We start from the raw sequence: 17,708 nt of genomic DNA, 5'->3' as shown, positions 1-17,708 counted from the left end.
TATGTCGACCGGAAAGCAGAAACGCTTCCCGCAATATCTGTTTTCTACCACTCTTAAATCATTTCGTTGTGCGTTATCTGTAGATGAGCTACAGCAAGGGGCATCAATATATTAAGGCGTCTATAGAAAGAGATATTAGAGTAGTTCAGTGCTCAAACAGTGTGAAACACCACTGACACTCTATAGCGCAAAAAGGCTGGTGACTAAAAAGTCACCAGCCATCAGTCTGTTAGGACAGACTGCACTCCGGGAAGTTAAACTTACTTAACTTCAACAGAAGCACCAGCTTCTTCCAGAGATTTTTTCAGAGCTTCAGCGTCGTCTTTGCTGATGCCTTCTTTCAGAGCTGCTGGAGCAGACTCAACCAGGTCTTTAGCTTCTTTCAGACCCAGGCCAGTTGCGGTACGAACAGCTTTGATAACTGCAACTTTGTTCGCGCCAACAGCAGCCAGAACAACGTCGAACTCAGTTTTTTCTTCAACAGCTTCAGCAGCAGCAGCAGGACCTGCAACAGCAGCAGCAGCTGAAACGCCGAATTTCTCTTCCATAGCGGAGATCAGTTCAACGATTTCCATTACAGACAGAGCTGCAACGCCTTCAATGATTTGTTCTTTAGTGATTGACATTTCAAGTGTTCCTAGAATTCAGAAATAGTGTATACGTAAGCAAATGAACGAGATAAAAAAGGCTGATTAAGCAGCTTCTTTCTGATCGCGTACAGCAGCCAGAGTGCGAACCAGTTTGCCTGCAGAGGCTTCTTTCATGGTTGCCATCAGGCGTGCGATTGCTTCTTCGTAAGTAGGCAGAGTTGCCAAGCGGTCGATTTGAGCCGCAGGAATAAACTCACCTTCAAAGGCCGCAGCTTTAACCTCAAATTTTGCATTCGCTTTAGCGAAATCTTTGAACAGACGGGCAGCAGCGCCTGGGTGTTCAGCAGAGAATGCAATCAAGGTTGGACCGACAAACGTGTCTTTCAGGCACTCAAACTGAGTACCTTCTACGACGCGACGCATCAAGGTGTTGCGAACAACACGCATGTAAACGCCAGCTTCACGACCTGCTTTACGCAGTTCAGTCATTTTATCTACAGTTACGCCACGAGAATCCGCAACAACCGCAGACAGCGCGCCTTTGGCTACTTCGATGACTTCAGCAACAATCGCTTGTTTGTCTTGAAGATTTAATGCCATTAGCTTTTTGCTCCTGGATTTGGCCGGGGAAAATCCCCGGAACTCACATCACTTGTTATCGAGAATCGATATCAAGCGTTCAAACACGGTGAGCAGAGAATCCAGCAAAGACAAATCTTAATTCTTTATAAAAAAGACAAAGAAATATTTTCTTCAGGCTCTGTCACCGTCTACGCAGGAAGGATTAAGTCCCTTTCGGGACACCTGCGGTCTTGGACGGAGGTCTGGATAGGCCAGACTCCAACCGAAAAATCTTGGTTTCGCATTAACGAAACAACGGGCCATAGATTCTAGACAAATCTACCGCCCGCGTAAAGCGATAAACGTCAGCAGTTAATTAGTTAACTGTTGCGCTCAGGCCGCTTTGATCAACAGCAAGACCAGCGCCCATGGTAGTGGACAGGCTTACTTTCTTGATGAAAACGCCTTTAGCCTGAGAAGGCTTCGCTTTTTTCAGAGCGACCAACAGAGCTTCCAGGTTTTCTTTCAGCTTGTCGGATTCGAAATCAACCTTACCGATGGTGGTATGGATGATGCCGTTTTTGTCGTTACGGTAACGAACCTGACCCGCTTTAGCGTTCTTAACCGCTTCAGCAACGTTAGGAGTTACAGTACCAACTTTCGGGTTAGGCATCAGACCACGTGGGCCCAGAACCTGACCTAATTGGCCAACAACGCGCATTGCATCTGGAGATGCGATAACAACGTCGAAGTTCATTTCGCCTTTCTTGATCAGGTCAGCCAGATCTTCCATACCTACCAGCTCAGCGCCTGCAGCTTTAGCAGCTTCAGCGTTTGCACCTTGGGTGAAGACGGCAACGCGAACAGAACGACCGGTGCCATGTGGCAGTACGGTTGCGCCGCGAACGTTTTGATCAGATTTACGAGCGTCGATGCCGAGGTTAACAGCAACGTCAACGCTTTCTACGAATTTAGCAGTGGCCAGCTCTTTGAGCAGAGCAACGGCTTCGGTGATGTCATACTGTTTAGTAGCATCAACTTTGTCACGGATCACGCGCATGCGCTTGGTCAGCTTAGCCATTTATTAATCCTCCACTACCAGGCCCATGGAACGAGCAGTACCTTCGATGGAGCGAGTCATCGCTTCAACGTCAGAACCAGTCATGTCCGCAGCTTTGGTTTCTGCGATTTCACGAACCTGAGCACTCGTTACTTTACCCACTTTGTCTTTGTTCGGCTTGCCGGAACCAGACTTGATACCAGCCGCTTTCTTCAGCAGTACTGCTGCAGGAGGGGTTTTGGTAACAAAGGTGAAAGAACGGTCAGAATAAACAGTAATAACAACAGGAATTGGCAGGCCTTTTTCCATGCTATCAGTCTTAGCATTGAACGCCTTACAGAATTCCATGATGTTCACGCCTTGTTGACCCAGAGCTGGACCAACTGGCGGACTTGGGTTTGCCATACCGGCTGCAACTTGCAGCTTAACGTAGGCTTGTACTTTCTTGGCCATGGTAAATATCCTCGTTTGGGTGATATCGCCTGTTTGAAGAGGCTCCCCGTTATTTACAGAACTTGGTTCTTTACGTTTCACGTGCAGAGGCTGCACATAAAAACAAAAGGCGCGAAATTATAGTTCAATTTCGCGCCTTGTACAACATCTGTTCTAACGAATATTTAGAAAGCTGCTGTTAGCCTTTTTCAACCTGACCGAAGTCCAGTTCAACCGGTGTTGCACGGCCAAAGATGGATACAGACACTTTCAGGCGGCTTTTTTCGTAATCAACTTCTTCAACCACACCATTGAAGTCCGCAAACGGACCGTCGTTAACACGTACCAGTTCACCTGGTTCAAACAATGTTTTAGGACGTGGCTTATCACCCACTTGCTGCAGGCGATTCATGATCGCATCAACTTCTTTATCGCTGATTGGTGCAGGACGATCTGACGTTCCGCCAATGAAGCCCATCACACGAGGAACGCTGCGAACTAAGTGCCAGCTGGCGTCATTCATTACCATCTGTACCAGCACATAACCCGGGAAGAATTTACGTTCACTTTTACGGCGCTGGCCACCACGGATCTCAACCACTTCTTCGGTTGGAACCATGACTTCACCAAACAGTTCTTCCATGTCATGTAATTTGATGTGCTCACGCAGCGATTGCGCTACGCGGCCTTCAAAGCCAGAAAACGCCTGAACGACGTACCAACGTTTTTTAGGTGCTTCAGACATTTAGAACCTCAAGCCAGTAATGAAAGATACCAGGCGGACTAAAATACCATCCAGCCCCCACAGAATCAGAGACATAACGGCAGTCACCGCAGCAACGATCAGTGTGGTATGCAATGTTTCCTGGCGCGTTGGCCAAATGACTTTACGTACTTCAGTACGCGCTTCACGAGCAAACGCGACTGTCGCTTTGCCTTTAGTGGTCAGTAATGCCACTGCGCCTGCAATTGCGATAATAACAACTACGGCTAACGCGCGTAACGGCAGGCTGTATGCACGGTAATAATAGTTACCGACAATAGCTACAACCAACAAAACGGCAACAACCAGCCACTTTACCGCTTCCAGGCCGCGCCCGCTCCCTTGAGCCTCGGTATTCGCACTCATAAACCAACCCGTCACAATGATTCAGAACAAACAACTTTGCCTCGCATTGCGAGGCAAACCAAACCGATCGATGCTCTACTTGAGCGCAATTCGGTGTTTTACGCTATATCTCAGAGCCTATCTCACCAGTGATTATGACGTAAAAATCGCTGATGAGATAGGTTCTAGCGCCACAGCGTAGAAAAAAGGGCATCGAATGATGCCCTTTTAGTGTGTATTGCGTCAACGAATAGTGACAAAAAACTATCAGCGATTAAGCGATAACTTTAGCAACAACACCAGCACCTACAGTACGGCCGCCTTCACGGATTGCGAAACGCAGACCGTCATCCATCGCGATTGGGTGGATCAGGGTAACAACCATGTTCACGTTGTCACCAGGCATTACCATCTCAACGCCTTCTGGCAGTTCGATAGTACCGGTCACGTCAGTTGTACGGAAGTAGAACTGTGGACGGTAGCCTTTGAAGAATGGAGTATGACGACCACCTTCATCTTTGCTCAGGATGTACACTTCAGAATCAAACTTGGTGTGTGGTTTGATTGAACCTGGTTTAGCCAGAACCTGACCACGTTCGATGTCTTCACGTTTGATACCACGCAGCAGAACACCAACGTTCTCACCAGCACGGCCTTCGTCCAGCAGTTTGCGGAACATTTCAACGCCAGTACAAGTAGACTTAACAGTGTCCTTGATACCTACGATTTCAACTTCTTCGCCAACTTTAACGATACCGCGCTCTACACGACCGGTAACAACTGTACCACGACCGGAGATGGAGAATACGTCTTCGATTGGCAGCAGGAATGGCTTATCGATAGCACGCTCTGGCAATGGAATGTAGCTGTCCAGTGCTTCTGCCAGTTCGATGATTTTCGCTTCCCAAGTTGCATCGCCTTCCAGTGCTTTCAGCGCTGAACCTTTGATGACCGGGATGTCGTCGCCTGGGAATTCGTAAGCAGACAGAAGTTCACGAACTTCCATTTCTACCAGTTCCAGCAGCTCTTCATCATCAACCATGTCGCATTTGTTCATGAACACGATCATGTATGGAACGCCAACCTGGCGACCCAGCAGGATGTGCTCACGAGTCTGAGGCATAGGGCCATCAGTTGCAGCAACAACCAGGATAGCGCCGTCCATCTGAGCAGCACCGGTGATCATGTTTTTCACGTAGTCGGCGTGCCCTGGGCAGTCAACGTGCGCGTAGTGACGAGTCGGGGTGTCATATTCAACGTGGGAAGTGTTGATGGTGATACCACGAGCTTTTTCTTCTGGTGCGTTATCGATCTGGTCGAATGCGCGTGCAGAACCGCCGTAGGTTTTAGCCAGAACGGTAGTGATTGCTGCAGTCAGGGTAGTTTTACCGTGGTCGACGTGGCCGATAGTACCAACGTTAACGTGCGGTTTGTTACGTTCAAATTTTTCTTTAGACATCGATTGTCCCTCTAAGACACGGTTAAATCGGTGGTATCACCACATCAACCAAGCATTTGCTTGACGAATTAGTTTACAGAAAGAAAATCAGGAGGGAGGATTTGGAAGTGGTGCTGATAGGCAGATTCGAACTGCCGACCTCACCCTTACCAAGGGTGCGCTCTACCAACTGAGCTATATCAGCACATACTTGGAGCGGGCAGTGGGAATCGAACCCACATCATCAGCTTGGAAGGCTGAGGTAATAGCCATTATACGATGCCCGCATCCTGGAACTCGGCTACCTGATTGTTCTGAAGAACTTCGAAGACGGGGAAAAGGACGTGAGACACTTAATTCCTCACCTTCACTTGAAGCGACTCTTTCACTTCAAGCTGCCTCATTGCTAAGGCTTGTATGGTGGTGGGGGAAGGATTCGAACCTTCGAAGTCGATGACGGCAGATTTACAGTCTGCTCCCTTTGGCCGCTCGGGAACCCCACCTAATTGTTAGTACTTGAATGGTGCCGGCACCAAGAGTCGAACTCGGGACCTACTGATTACAAGTCAGTTGCTCTACCAACTGAGCTATGCCGGCATCAAGTGCTGCGCATTCTAGGGAGACTTTAAGGGGTATGCAACAAAAAAATTGCATGTTTTGCGCTATCGCTCATGTTTTATTCAAAAAACCTGTTTTTTTACATTTTTAAGCGTTTAAAGGGTTAAATAACGCGCGAAAATATTGCTTCCCTGCGCGGTGATGGCAGCCGCTACCTTCTGTTGTTTTCCAGTTGCTCTCTAAAAAACCTTCTTTACCTGCATTTAAGCCTGGCTTATGCACCACAAAAGTACCTTTGCTTCAGTAATGAGCGTGAAAAGCTGCTTTCTCTTTTACGGAGGCTGATTTCTCAGCCGAATTTGTTGGCGTAATTTTTGCAACCTCCTTTATGAACGCACTGTTTTTATCATCCAAGGAGTGCAACGATGAAGATTATTATGCTTAATGCCGCGACATTACCGGTCTACAGAGATGAACTCGCGCGATTGCTGGTAGAGGCTAACAGCCAGGGAGCTTCTGCAGGCTTCCCTCACGTTATGGAACAAAAGCAGGCTGAAGATTCATTTCATGATTTGCGCCCTGCTCTTTCTCAAAATGAAGTATTGCTTTGGATTGCCAGAGACGAGCAGGGTGTCGTCGGTACCGTTCAGCTTGATTTAGCCGGTAAGACTGAGCTATCCCATCAGGCTGAAATCAGCACCCTGCTGGTGTGTTCTCGGGCGAGACGTCGCGGTGTGGGACGCAAGTTGATGCGAGTTCTGGAAAACACCGCTCAGGATTTGCGTTGCACTATGCTTTCCTCAGATATGCAGTCAGGCTCAGAGGCTGAAGCTTTCTATCGCTCTCAGGGATATCGCTGCATAGAATGCAGGCACGACACGACCGGCTACAGCCGAAAAAAAGAAGTGGTCTATTACAAGCAGCTCTCCCTCTTTAACCCCGCGTCCTATCCCCATCTCTAGTCCGCTATTGTGCGGTGAATTGCACGCCGCACTACAAGAGACTTTTCCCTGTTTGCATAACTTTCTTAAAAATTTTTAAACTCAATCAAAGAAATCGATAAGTTATAAGAAAAAGATCTCCCCCAAAAATTAAGGTGTCTATAATATGCTGCTGGTTTACTGTCTGGAGTTGGCGTGATCGCCTTTCCTGACCTGCGCTAACAGGCAGACTTTAACTTATGAAAAAAAGAGACCCATCTTTGGCAACTCCTTATCTGCAGTTTGACCGTGCGCAGTGGGCAGCCTTACGTGATTCAGTACCCCTCACGCTTAAAGAAGCGGAAGTGGTAAACCTGAAAGGCATCAACGAGGACTTGTCCCTTGAAGAAGTGGCGCAGATCTACCTGCCGCTTTCGCGCCTTCTCAATTTTTATATCAGCTCCAACCTGCGCCGGCAGGCCGTGCTCGAGCAGTTCCTTGGCACCGACGGGCAAAAAATACCCTATGTGATTGGGATTGCGGGCAGCGTTGCAGTAGGTAAAAGCACCACGGCGCGTGTCCTTCAGGCACTCCTGAGCCGCTGGCCAGAGCATCGTTCTGTTGAGCTGATTACGACTGATGGTTTCCTGTATCCCAATAAGACGCTCCAGGAGCGCGGGATCATGAAGAAAAAAGGCTTCCCGCAGTCTTACGATATGCATCAGCTGGTCAATTTCGTTTCCGAAGTCAAATCAGGTGCTAAGCATGTGACTGCGCCAGTTTATTCACATCTTATTTATGATGTGATCCCAGAGGGGAATAAAGTCATTGAGCAACCGGATATTTTAATCCTGGAAGGGCTTAACGTACTGCAAAGTGGAATGGATTATCCGCACGATCCGCACCATGTATTTGTTTCCGATTTTGTTGATTTTTCAATATACGTTGATGCTCCGGAAGACTTATTACAGGGTTGGTACATTAACCGGTTCCTCAAATTCCGTCAGGGCGCCTTCTCCGATCCAGATTCTTATTTCCATCACTATGCAAAGCTGCCAGAAGAAGAAGCAGTGAATATTGCGACACAGTTATGGAATGAGATTAATGGATTGAATTTAAAAGAAAACATACTACCAACACGTGAGCGAGCCAGTCTAATTTTGACAAAGAGCGCCAATCACGCGGTCGAAAGTGTCCGACTGAGAAAATAAACGTTCATCCATCGATATAACCATAAAGGAGAGCCGGGCTCTCCTTTATTTTGATCAAAGACCACGCAGTGAAATTTCCCCACCGATATAAGGCTTAACGACTCCGTCTTGCTCAAGCAGCAAAGCGCCCTGAGGATCAATTCCACGTTCAATACCATGAATCTCCTGTTCACCGATCAGCAACTTAACCGGACGATCAAGGAAATTATCCAGACCACGCCAGCGGGCGATAAACGGTGTCAGTCCTTCACGCTCAAAATGCAGTAAAGCAGAACGCAGCTCATTTAAAAGTGTGGCAGTAAGTTCATTACGATCTATATTAACGCCGGCTTCCTGCAGGTTAATCCAGCCCTGATTAATCGTATCAGCCGCAGGCTCACGCATTTTGAGGTTAATACCCGCACCGATAACCAGTTGCGCGGCATCTCCGGTTTTACCTGTCAGCTCAACAAGGATCCCCGCCAGTTTACGGTCATTAAGATAAAGATCGTTCGGCCATTTAACCCGGACATCTTTGGCTCCCAGACGCTGAAGCACTTCGGCCATCACTATCCCAATCACCAGACTGAGTCCCATCGCGGCGGCTGGGCCTTGTTCCAGTTTCCAGTACATTGAAAGATAGAGATTGCTGCCAAATGGCGAAAACCATTTGCGGCCCCGGCGACCACGCCCCGCCTGCTGATACTCGGCCACACAGGCATCACCAGAACTCAGCTCGCCGATTCTGTCCATCAAATACTGGTTCGTTGAATCAATGACAGGCAGAACGCTAACCTTTCCAGATGGGAGCATCTCGAGAATTTTAGCTTCATCAAGCAACTGGATCGGATGCGGAAGGCTGTAACCTTTCCCAGGAACGGTAAATATATCTACCCCCCAGTCCCGTACCGTCTGAATATGCTTATTAATCGCCGCACGACTCATTCCCATGGCCGTACCTAATTGCTCACCAGAATGAAACTCGCCATCAGCCAGGATAGATATTAACTGCAACGGAACCGTAATATCTTTCATGACAACGCCCCTACGGCATTCACTTCGCCCTGAGAGGCGATGAAACGGACTTCTGGTTCAAGCCAGATCCCAAATTTTGCAGCCACAGTATCACGCACGTATTTAGCCAGTGCGCGTACATCTGCGCTGGTGGCATGATCTTTATTAATCAGCACTAACGCCTGTTTATCATGGACAGCCGCGCCGCCAATGCTAAAGCCTTTCAGACCAGCGTGTTCTACTAACCAGCCTGCTGCGAGTTTAATTTGCCCATCCGGCTGAGGATAAGCAGGCATGGAGGGATACTCTAGACTGATTCTTTTGGCGACAGAGGCATCGACAGTCGGATTTTTATAAAAGCTTCCCGCATTACCTGTCACCGCAGGGTCTGGCAACTTACTTTGGCGCATTGCACATACGGAATCGAAGATCTGGCGGGGAGTCACAGTTTCAGGGCTCAGACGGCTTAAATCACCATAAGTAAGTTTTGGCTGCCATTGTTTTACCAGCTTGAGTCCGACGGCGACGATGGCGTAACCTTCTTTATAGGCATGTTTAAAAATACTTTCACGATAACCGAACTGGCATTCAGCAGACGTTAAACGGGTAACCTTCCCAGCCTTAAGATCCAAAACATCAACGTAATCGCAAATGCTTTGCAACTCGATTCCATACGCGCCGATATTTTGAATGGGGGCCGAACCGACACAACCTGGAATTAAGGCAAGATTCTCAAGACCGGCAATATTATGCTCCAGGGCATAACAAACCAGCTGATGCCAGTTCTCACCAGCCCCCACATGCATGAGCCATTCATTGGCATTTTCAATCAGCTCAATACCTTTAATCCGGTTAAGGACGATGATTCCGGCAAAATCCTCAAGGAAAAGAACATTACTTCCTTCACCTAAAAGCAAAAAGGGCTGCTGCTTTTCCTGCGCCAATTTCCAGGCATTTGATAACTGTTCTGCATTGTGAGCAAAAGTAATTTCAGCAGCATGGGCTGCAAGAGAAAAGGTATTCAGAGACTGAAGAGAAGTGTCGCCAATCGACATAACAATATTACTCATGAGTGACTTAGTTGTGGCTAGTTTAACCGATCCCAAACCCCGTTACTTCGGGTTTTGTGGGCCGTAATGGAGTAACAAACGCCAATACCAGTACAAACATCGAACAAAAAACCCCAAATTCCCCATAGCAAAAAGCCCTGTACGTCAGTACAGGGCTTTCCACTTATTTGATGCCTGGCAGTTCCCTACTCTCGCATGGGGAGACCCCACACTACCATCGGCGCTACGGCGTTTCACTTCTGAGTTCGGCATGGGGTCAGGTGGGACCACCGCGCTACTGCCGCCAGGCAAATTCTGTTTCATCCATACCGCATCATGTCATGATTTCTCACACACTCCGCCATACGAACCAATCTCGGAACATTCAGCTGAAAATCTACTTCAAGTCTCTAAAAACACCTTTGGTGTTGTAAGGTTAAGCCTCTCGGGTCATTAGTACTGGTTAGCTCAATGCATCGCTGCACTTACACACCCAGCCTATCAACGTCTTAGTCTTAAACGTCCCTTCAGGTGGCTTAAAGCCACAGGGAAGACTCATCTCGAGGCAAGTTTCGCGCTTAGATGCTTTCAGCGCTTATCTTTTCCGCATTTAGCTACCGGGCAATGCCATTGGCATGACAACCCGAACACCAGTGATGCGTCCACTCCGGTCCTCTCGTACTAGGAGCAGCCCCTCTCAATCTTCCAACGCCCACGGCAGATAGGGACCGAACTGTCTCACGACGTTCTAAACCCAGCTCGCGTACCACTTTAAATGGCGAACAGCCATACCCTTGGGACCTACTTCAGCCCCAGGATGTGATGAGCCGACATCGAGGTGCCAAACACCGCCGTCGATATGAACTCTTGGGCGGTATCAGCCTGTTATCCCCGGAGTACCTTTTATCCGTTGAGCGATGGCCCTTCCATTCAGAACCACCGGATCACTATGACCTACTTTCGTACCTGCTCGAGCCGTCACTCTCGCAGTCAAGCTAGCTTATGCCATTGCACTAACCTCACGATGTCCGACCGTGATTAGCTAACCTTCGTGCTCCTCCGTTACTCTTTAGGAGGAGACCGCCCCAGTCAAACTACCCACCAGACACTGTCCTCACCCCGGATCACGGGGCCGAGTTAGAACATCAAACATTAAAGGGTGGTATTTCAAGGTTGGCTCCACGCAGACTGGCGTCCACGCTTCAAAGCCTCCCACCTATCCTACACATCAAGGCTCAATGTTCAGTGTCAAGCTATAGTAAAGGTTCACGGGGTCTTTCCGTCTTGCCGCGGGTACACTGCATCTTCACAGCGAGTTCAATTTCACTGAGTCTCGGGTGGAGACAGCCTGGCCATCATTACGCCATTCGTGCAGGTCGGAACTTACCCGACAAGGAATTTCGCTACCTTAGGACCGTTATAGTTACGGCCGCCGTTTACCGGGGCTTCGATCAAGAGCTTCTCCTTGCGGATAACCCCATCAATTAACCTTCCGGCACCGGGCAGGCGTCACACCGTATACGTCCACTTTCGTGTTTGCACAGTGCTGTGTTTTTATTAAACAGTTGCAGCCAGCTGGTATCTTCGACTGGCTTCAGCTCCGGGAGCAAGTCCCTTCACCTACGCGCCAGCGTGCCTTCTCCCGAAGTTACGGCACCATTTTGCCTAGTTCCTTCACCCGAGTTCTCTCAAGCGCCTGAGTATTCTCTACCTGACCACCTGTGTCGGTTTGGGGTACGATTTCGTGTTACCTGGAGCTTAGAGGCTTTTCCTGGAAGCTTGGCATCAACTACTTCACCACCGTAGTGGCTCGTTATCACGCCTCAGGGTTAATATGCGACCGGATTTACCAAATCACACCCCCTACACGCTTGAACCGGGACAACCGTCGCCCGGCTAGCCTAGCCTTCTCCGTCCCCCCTTCGCAGTAACACCAAGTGCTGGAATATTAACCAGCTTCCCATCGACTACGCTTTTCAGCCTCGCCTTAGGGGTCGACTCACCCTGCCCCGATTAACGTTGGACAGGAACCCTTGGTCTTCCGGCGTGCGGGTTTTTCACCCGCATTATCGTTACTTATGTCAGCATTCGCACTTCTGATACCTCCAGCAAACCTCACAGTTCACCTTCGACGGCTTACAGAACGCTCCCCTACCCAACAACGCATAAGCGTCGCTGCCGCAGCTTCGGTGCATGGTTTAGCCCCGTTACATCTTCCGCGCAGGCCGACTCGACCAGTGAGCTATTACGCTTTCTTTAAATGATGGCTGCTTCTAAGCCAACATCCTGGCTGTCTATGCCTTCCCACATCGTTTCCCACTTAACCATGACTTTGGGACCTTAGCTGGCGGTCTGGGTTGTTTCCCTCTTCACGACGGACGTTAGCACCCGCCGTGTGTCTCCCGTGATAACATTCTTCGGTATTCGTAGTTTGCATCGAGTTGGTAAGCCGGGATGGCCCCCTAGTCGAAACAGTGCTCTACCCCCGAAGATGAGTTCACGAGGCGCTACCTAAATAGCTTTCGGGGAGAACCAGCTATCTCCCGGTTTGATTGGCCTTTCACCCCCAGCCACAAGTCATCCGCTAATTTTTCAACATTAGTCGGTTCGGTCCTCCAGTTAGTGTTACCCAACCTTCAACCTGCCCATGGCTAGATCACCGGGTTTCGGGTCTATACCTTGCAACTTGACGCCCAGTTAAGACTCGGTTTCCCTACGGCTCCCCTATACGGTTAACCTTGCTACAAAATATAAGTCGCTGACCCATTATACAAAAGGTACGCAGTCACCCAACAAAGTAGGCTCCCACTGCTTGTACGTACACGGTTTCAGGTTCTATTTCACTCCCCTCGCCGGGGTTCTTTTCGCCTTTCCCTCACGGTACTGGTTCACTATCGGTCAGTCAGGAGTATTTAGCCTTGGAGGATGGTCCCCCCATATTCAGACAGGATGTCACGTGTCCCGCCCTACTCATCGAACTCACAACATATGCATTTTTGTGTACGGGACTATCACCCTATACTGTGCGACTTTCCAGACGCTTCCACTAACACATACGCTGATTCTGGTTCTGGGCTCTTCCCCGTTCGCTCGCCGCTACTGGGGGAATCTCGGTTGATTTCTTTTCCTCGGGGTACTTAGATGTTTCAGTTCCCCCGGTTCGCCTCATTACACTATGTATTCATGTAATGATAATGTGTCGAAACACACTGGGTTTCCCCATTCGGGTATCGTCGGTTGTAACGGTTCATATCACCTTACCGACGCTTTTCGCAGATTAGCACGCCCTTCATCGCCTCTGACTGCCTAGGCATCCACCGTGTACGCTTAGTCGCTTAACCTCACAACCCGAAGGTGTTTCCACCGTCGCGCTGCGATTATTTGAGAGACTCTGTTACAGACTAATCCACCACTCAGTACTTCTACGGAGAGTGATGTTCAGCTGTAAACTTTCAATTTTCAGCTTGTTCCAGATTGTTAAAGAGCAATATCTTAAACACGACTTGTTAAAGTCATCTTTAAGATATTCATTTGATAATGTCTTTCACACATTATCGGAGTGGCGTCCCCAAGGGGATTCGAACCCCTGTTACAGCCGTGAAAGGGCAGTGTCCTAGGCCTCTAGACGATGGGGACACGAAAATTCCGTACCAGACCACACAGTGGTTTGGCACTTTTCGCATCAGCGTAAGGTTACCCTTACTGCATCAACAGGTGCTCTTGCTCATTAATTTCATCAGACAATCTGTGTGGACACTGCACAATGCGTATCTTGAGGTAAGGAGGTGATCCAACCGCAGGTTCCCCTACGGTTACCTTGTTACGACTTCACCCCAGTCATGAATCACAAAGTGGTAAGCGCCCTCCCGAAGGTTAAGCTACCTACTTCTTTTGCAACCCACTCCCATGGTGTGACGGGCGGTGTGTACAAGGCCCGGGAACGTATTCACCGTAGCATTCTGATCTACGATTACTAGCGATTCCGACTTCATGGAGTCGAGTTGCAGACTCCAATCCGGACTACGACATACTTTATGAGGTCCGCTTGCTCTCGCGAGTTCGCTTCTCTTTGTATATGCCATTGTAGCACGTGTGTAGCCCTACTCGTAAGGGCCATGATGACTTGACGTCATCCCCACCTTCCTCCGGTTTATCACCGGCAGTCTCCTTTGAGTTCCCACCATTACGTGCTGGCAACAAAGGATAAGGGTTGCGCTCGTTGCGGGACTTAACCCAACATTTCACAACACGAGCTGACGACAGCCATGCAGCACCTGTCTCAGAGTTCCCGAAGGCACTAAGCTATCTCTAGCGAATTCTCTGGATGTCAAGAGTAGGTAAGGTTCTTCGCGTTGCATCGAATTAAACCACATGCTCCACCGCTTGTGCGGGCCCCCGTCAATTCATTTGAGTTTTAACCTTGCGGCCGTACTCCCCAGGCGGTCGACTTAACGCGTTAGCTCCGGAAGCCACGCCTCAAGGGCACAACCTCCAAGTCGACATCGTTTACAGCGTGGACTACCAGGGTATCTAATCCTGTTTGCTCCCCACGCTTTCGCACCTGAGCGTCAGTCTTTGTCCAGGGGGCCGCCTTCGCCACCGGTATTCCTCCAGATCTCTACGCATTTCACCGCTACACCTGGAATTCTACCCCCCTCTACAAGACTCTAGCTTGCCAGTTTCAAATGCAGTTCCCAAGTTAAGCTCGGGGATTTCACATCTGACTTAACAAACCGCCTGCGTGCGCTTTACGCCCAGTAATTCCGATTAACGCTTGCACCCTCCGTATTACCGCGGCTGCTGGCACGGAGTTAGCCGGTGCTTCTTCTGCGAGTAACGTCAATGTACAGTGCTATTAACACTGAACCCTTCCTCCTCGCTGAAAGTGCTTTACAACCCTAAGGCCTTCTTCACACACGCGGCATGGCTGCATCAGGCTTGCGCCCATTGTGCAATATTCCCCACTGCTGCCTCCCGTAGGAGTCTGGACCGTGTCTCAGTTCCAGTGTGGCTGGTCATCCTCTCAGACCAGCTAGGGATCGTCGCCTAGGTGAGCCATTACCTCACCTACTAGCTAATCCCATCTGGGCACATCCGATGGCGTGAGGCCCGAAGGTCCCCCACTTTGCTCTTGCGAGGTCATGCGGTATTAGCTACCGTTTCCAGTAGTTATCCCCCTCCATCAGGCAGTTTCCCAGACATTACTCACCCGTCCGCCGCTCGCCGGCAAAGTAGCAAGCTACTTCCCGCTGCCGCTCGACTTGCATGTGTTAGGCCTGCCGCCAGCGTTCAATCTGAGCCATGATCAAACTCTTCAATTAAAAGTTCGATTTGCTTAAACAAGTTAAGCGGTGCTCAGAGATTACTTCGTAATAATTCAACTAAATGAATTACTGCTTGGTCACTCTAAGACTTGACATTGCTGTCAATAAATATTTTGCCACCGAAGTGGCTGATATCGTCTTGTGAGTGCCCACACAGATTGTCTGATAAATTGTTAAAGAGCGTACGTTGCGAGACTTAACTCAGCAACGTGGGAGGCAGATAATACTCTTTCTCCCTGAAGAGTCAACCATTTTCTTTTACAAGATGCGGTGTTTTCACCGGGTTGAATCTTCCTGACTGGGCGACTTGGTTCTCGTTAGAGGAGTCGTTGTTCCCGGTCAGTGGAGGCGCATTATAGGGAGTTCTCAGAAGGCCGCAACCCCTAATTTCAAAAAACTTTCTGAATGCTTTCTTTTTGGTCTATACGTCTATAAAGCCCGCATTAATGCGATTTTTTATACGATATCTGCCCAAAATCTTCAGCGAATTTAGCCACCTGCTGCCAGTCGGTGTATTCCACTTCTTTTCGCGTATCGGTTTCGCCGCCTGTCATACGCATAATAAGTTGGATCATTACTTTATCGAACCAGCGATATCGTGGATAACGCAGCGCACCGGCGAATACTGCGCATATTGCAGGTTTCCACGGCGTGGCCAGCAGGAACTTACGCACATACGCATTAGTTTGCGGAGTCCGCTTCTCTGCTTTACGCGCCGTCAGATTCACACCGAAAAATGCCGAAGGCATCTGGTTCAGCGTCTGCACGTGTTTCTCAACGAATTTATCCAGCACCGGATTGAAATGACCATAACGTATAGAAGCACCGATCATCACCTGGTCATAGTTTTTCAAATCGACGTGTTCGGCATGAACGAGATCGATGACATCGCAACTGCACTTCTCTTTCAGCTCACTTGCTATATAAGAAGCAATCGCGTGTGTCTGTCCGTCACGACTTGAATAGAGTATCAACGCTTTCATTCTTGTTTCCCTTTCTTAAAACTCATTCGCGCCAGAACGTCGGCGTGAACAGTACCAATAATGTGAACACTTCGAGACGACCAAACAACATGGTGACGATAAGGATCCATTTCGCCACTGAATTCATAGATGCAAAGTTATCGGCCACAACGCCTAATCCCGGCCCCAGGTTATTCAGCGTAGCCGTGACCGCAGCAAAAGCAGAGAAGTTATCTACGCCGGTCGCCACGATCGCCAGCATGCTGATAATGAAAACCAGTGCGTAAGCGGAGAAAAATCCCCACACAGCTTCGATAATACGTTCTGGCAGTGCGCGATTACCGAGTTTGATGGTGTAAACCGCGTTCGGGTGAACCAGCCTTTTCAGCTCGCGTGTTCCCTGTAAATAAAGCAACAGGATGCGGATCACTTTCAGACCGCCGCCGGTGGAACCCGCACAGCCGCCGATAAACGCAGAGCACAATAATAAAAGAGGCAGGAACAACGGCCATTTGGAAATACTGTCGGTGGTATATCCTGCCGTAGTGGCCATTGAGACTACCTGGAAGAATGCCTGATTGAGCGTTTCCAGCGGCGAGCCGTAGGTATTATGGATCCACAGAATCACCGTGCAGATGACGACCAGCGTGAACTGCACGCCGATAAACATGCGAAATTCCGGATCACGCCAGTACACCTTGAGGTTGCGCCCGCTCAGCACTGCGAAGTGCAGGCCGTAGTTACAACCGGAAATCAACAGGAATACCGCCACAATGCTATTAATAGTGCCGCTATGGAAATAACCGATGCTGGCGTCGTGCGTCGAGAAACCGCCAATCGCAATCGTCGAGAAACTGTGCCCAATCGCATCAAAGACCGACATCCCCGCGCCCCATAAAGACAAAGCACAGGCAATTGTCAGCAGAACATAGATAAGCCACAGCGTTTTAGCCGTCTCAGCAATACGCGGGCGCATCTTGTTATCTTTCAGCGGCCCCGGCATTTCTGCGCGATATAACTGCATCCCCCCGACGCCCAATATCGGCAGAATTGCCACCGCGAGCACAATGATCCCCATCCCGCCAAACCATTGCAGCATCTGCCGGTAGAAGAGAATCGCCTTCGGCAGGGAGTCCAGCCCGACAAGCGTGGTGGCGCCTGTTGTAGTCAGACCGGAGAAGGATTCGAAGAACGCATCGGTCAGGGAAAGGTTCGGCCGCTCAGAGAACAGGAATGGCAATGCCCCGACGCTGCCCAGCACCGTCCAGAACAGCACCACGATCAGGAAACCTTCGCGCGGCTTGAGCTCACTCTTTTGTTTCCGGTTGGGAAGCCAGAGGAATAGCCCAATCGCCAGGGCGACAAAGAATGTCTGACTGAATGCACGCCCCGCACCATCACGGTAAATTAAAGCGACCAGTCCGGGAATGATCATCGTTCCCGAGAAAAGGATGACAAGCACCCCCACGATGCGTGTTATGGCACGAAAATGCATGCTGGTG

The 17,708-nt window shown here is 49.4% G+C and carries 13 protein-coding genes, 5 tRNA genes and 3 rRNA genes; 2 read left to right on the top strand and 19 right to left on the bottom strand.

What is annotated here, in order from left to right; translation table 11 throughout:
• Positions 1-260 precede the first annotated feature (260 nt).
• The 11 genes from rplL to CKQ54_RS04805 form a co-directional block, all read right to left on the bottom strand.
• Positions 261-626: a 50S ribosomal protein L7/L12 gene (gene rplL / locus CKQ54_RS04855; RefSeq protein ID WP_013577410.1), complete on the bottom strand. Its 366-nt coding sequence runs from the start codon at positions 624-626 to the stop codon at positions 261-263.
• Between the two features lie 66 nt (positions 627-692).
• Positions 693-1,190 (bottom strand): 50S ribosomal protein L10, encoded by a 498-nt coding sequence (gene rplJ / locus CKQ54_RS04850; RefSeq protein ID WP_112288545.1) that lies wholly within the window; start codon positions 1,188-1,190, stop codon positions 693-695.
• 337 nt (positions 1,191-1,527) lie between these two features.
• Positions 1,528-2,232, bottom strand: coding sequence for a 50S ribosomal protein L1 (gene rplA, locus CKQ54_RS04845; protein WP_120164019.1), 705 nt, complete (start codon positions 2,230-2,232; stop codon positions 1,528-1,530).
• 3 nt (positions 2,233-2,235) lie between these two features.
• The gene (gene rplK, locus CKQ54_RS04840) at positions 2,236-2,664 is read right to left on the bottom strand and encodes a 50S ribosomal protein L11 (protein ID WP_013577413.1); all 429 of its coding nucleotides are present in this window, start codon (positions 2,662-2,664) and stop codon (positions 2,236-2,238) included.
• A 178-nt stretch (positions 2,665-2,842) separates the two neighbouring features.
• On the bottom strand, positions 2,843-3,388 hold the full coding sequence (gene nusG / locus CKQ54_RS04835) for a transcription termination/antitermination protein NusG (RefSeq protein ID WP_009639145.1): 546 nt from the start codon (positions 3,386-3,388) through the stop codon (positions 2,843-2,845).
• Positions 3,389-3,772: a preprotein translocase subunit SecE gene (gene secE / locus CKQ54_RS04830; protein ID WP_034794996.1), complete on the bottom strand. Its 384-nt coding sequence runs from the start codon at positions 3,770-3,772 to the stop codon at positions 3,389-3,391. It abuts the gene before it with no gap.
• A gap of 253 nt (positions 3,773-4,025) precedes the next feature.
• The gene (gene tuf / locus CKQ54_RS04825; protein WP_013573670.1) at positions 4,026-5,210 is read right to left on the bottom strand and encodes an elongation factor Tu; all 1,185 of its coding nucleotides are present in this window, start codon (positions 5,208-5,210) and stop codon (positions 4,026-4,028) included.
• Positions 5,211-5,318: 108 nt separating this feature from the next.
• Positions 5,319-5,394, bottom strand: a tRNA-Thr gene (locus CKQ54_RS04820).
• Positions 5,395-5,401: 7 nt separating this feature from the next.
• Positions 5,402-5,476, bottom strand: a tRNA-Gly gene (locus CKQ54_RS04815).
• Positions 5,477-5,607: 131 nt separating this feature from the next.
• Positions 5,608-5,692, bottom strand: a tRNA-Tyr gene (locus CKQ54_RS04810).
• A gap of 18 nt (positions 5,693-5,710) precedes the next feature.
• A tRNA-Thr gene (locus CKQ54_RS04805) sits at positions 5,711-5,786 on the bottom strand.
• A 386-nt stretch (positions 5,787-6,172) separates the two neighbouring features.
• Here CKQ54_RS04805 and CKQ54_RS04800 point away from each other — a divergent pair.
• Both CKQ54_RS04800 and coaA read left to right on the top strand, forming a co-directional pair.
• Positions 6,173-6,709 carry a GNAT family N-acetyltransferase gene (locus tag CKQ54_RS04800; protein ID WP_120164117.1) on the top strand — a complete coding sequence of 179 codons (537 nt, stop codon included), beginning with the start codon at positions 6,173-6,175 and terminating at the stop codon, positions 6,707-6,709.
• A gap of 218 nt (positions 6,710-6,927) precedes the next feature.
• Positions 6,928-7,878 carry a type I pantothenate kinase gene (gene coaA / locus CKQ54_RS04795; protein ID WP_112291820.1) on the top strand — a complete coding sequence of 317 codons (951 nt, stop codon included), beginning with the start codon at positions 6,928-6,930 and terminating at the stop codon, positions 7,876-7,878.
• A 54-nt stretch (positions 7,879-7,932) separates the two neighbouring features.
• Here coaA and birA read toward each other — a convergent pair whose 3' ends face one another.
• The 8 genes from birA to trkH all read right to left on the bottom strand — a co-directional run bounded on the left by birA (position 7,933) and on the right by trkH (position 17,701).
• Complete coding sequence (birA, locus tag CKQ54_RS04790; protein ID WP_120164118.1) at positions 7,933-8,892, bottom strand: bifunctional biotin--[acetyl-CoA-carboxylase] ligase/biotin operon repressor BirA; 960 nt, start codon at positions 8,890-8,892, stop codon at positions 7,933-7,935.
• Positions 8,889-9,926, bottom strand: a complete 1,038-nt coding sequence (gene murB / locus CKQ54_RS04785) for a UDP-N-acetylmuramate dehydrogenase (protein WP_120164119.1) — start codon at positions 9,924-9,926, stop codon at positions 8,889-8,891. Before murB ends, birA begins: the two co-directional genes overlap by 4 nt.
• 187 nt (positions 9,927-10,113) lie before the next feature.
• Positions 10,114-10,229: ribosomal RNA gene (rrf, locus tag CKQ54_RS04780) — 5S ribosomal RNA — on the bottom strand.
• 123 nt (positions 10,230-10,352) lie between these two features.
• A 23S ribosomal RNA gene (locus tag CKQ54_RS04775) occupies positions 10,353-13,261 on the bottom strand.
• Between the two features lie 219 nt (positions 13,262-13,480).
• A tRNA-Glu gene (locus tag CKQ54_RS04770) sits at positions 13,481-13,556 on the bottom strand.
• 142 nt (positions 13,557-13,698) lie between these two features.
• Positions 13,699-15,241: ribosomal RNA gene (locus CKQ54_RS04765) — 16S ribosomal RNA — on the bottom strand.
• The 16S, 23S and 5S rRNA genes sit together here with 1 tRNA gene alongside, the layout of an rRNA operon.
• Positions 15,242-15,687: 446 nt before the next feature.
• On the bottom strand, positions 15,688-16,227 hold the full coding sequence (gene hemG / locus CKQ54_RS04760; protein WP_120162759.1) for a menaquinone-dependent protoporphyrinogen IX dehydrogenase: 540 nt from the start codon (positions 16,225-16,227) through the stop codon (positions 15,688-15,690).
• Positions 16,228-16,249: 22 nt separating this feature from the next.
• The gene (trkH, locus tag CKQ54_RS04755) at positions 16,250-17,701 is read right to left on the bottom strand and encodes a Trk system potassium transporter TrkH (RefSeq protein WP_120162760.1); all 1,452 of its coding nucleotides are present in this window, start codon (positions 17,699-17,701) and stop codon (positions 16,250-16,252) included.
• Positions 17,702-17,708 lie beyond the last annotated feature (7 nt).

This window comes from Rahnella variigena, assembly GCF_003610915.1.
Lineage (GTDB): Bacteria > Pseudomonadota > Gammaproteobacteria > Enterobacterales > Enterobacteriaceae > Rahnella > Rahnella variigena.
The sequence above is the reverse complement of the archived record's forward strand: the minus strand, read 5'-3'. Positions and strand labels throughout refer to the sequence as shown.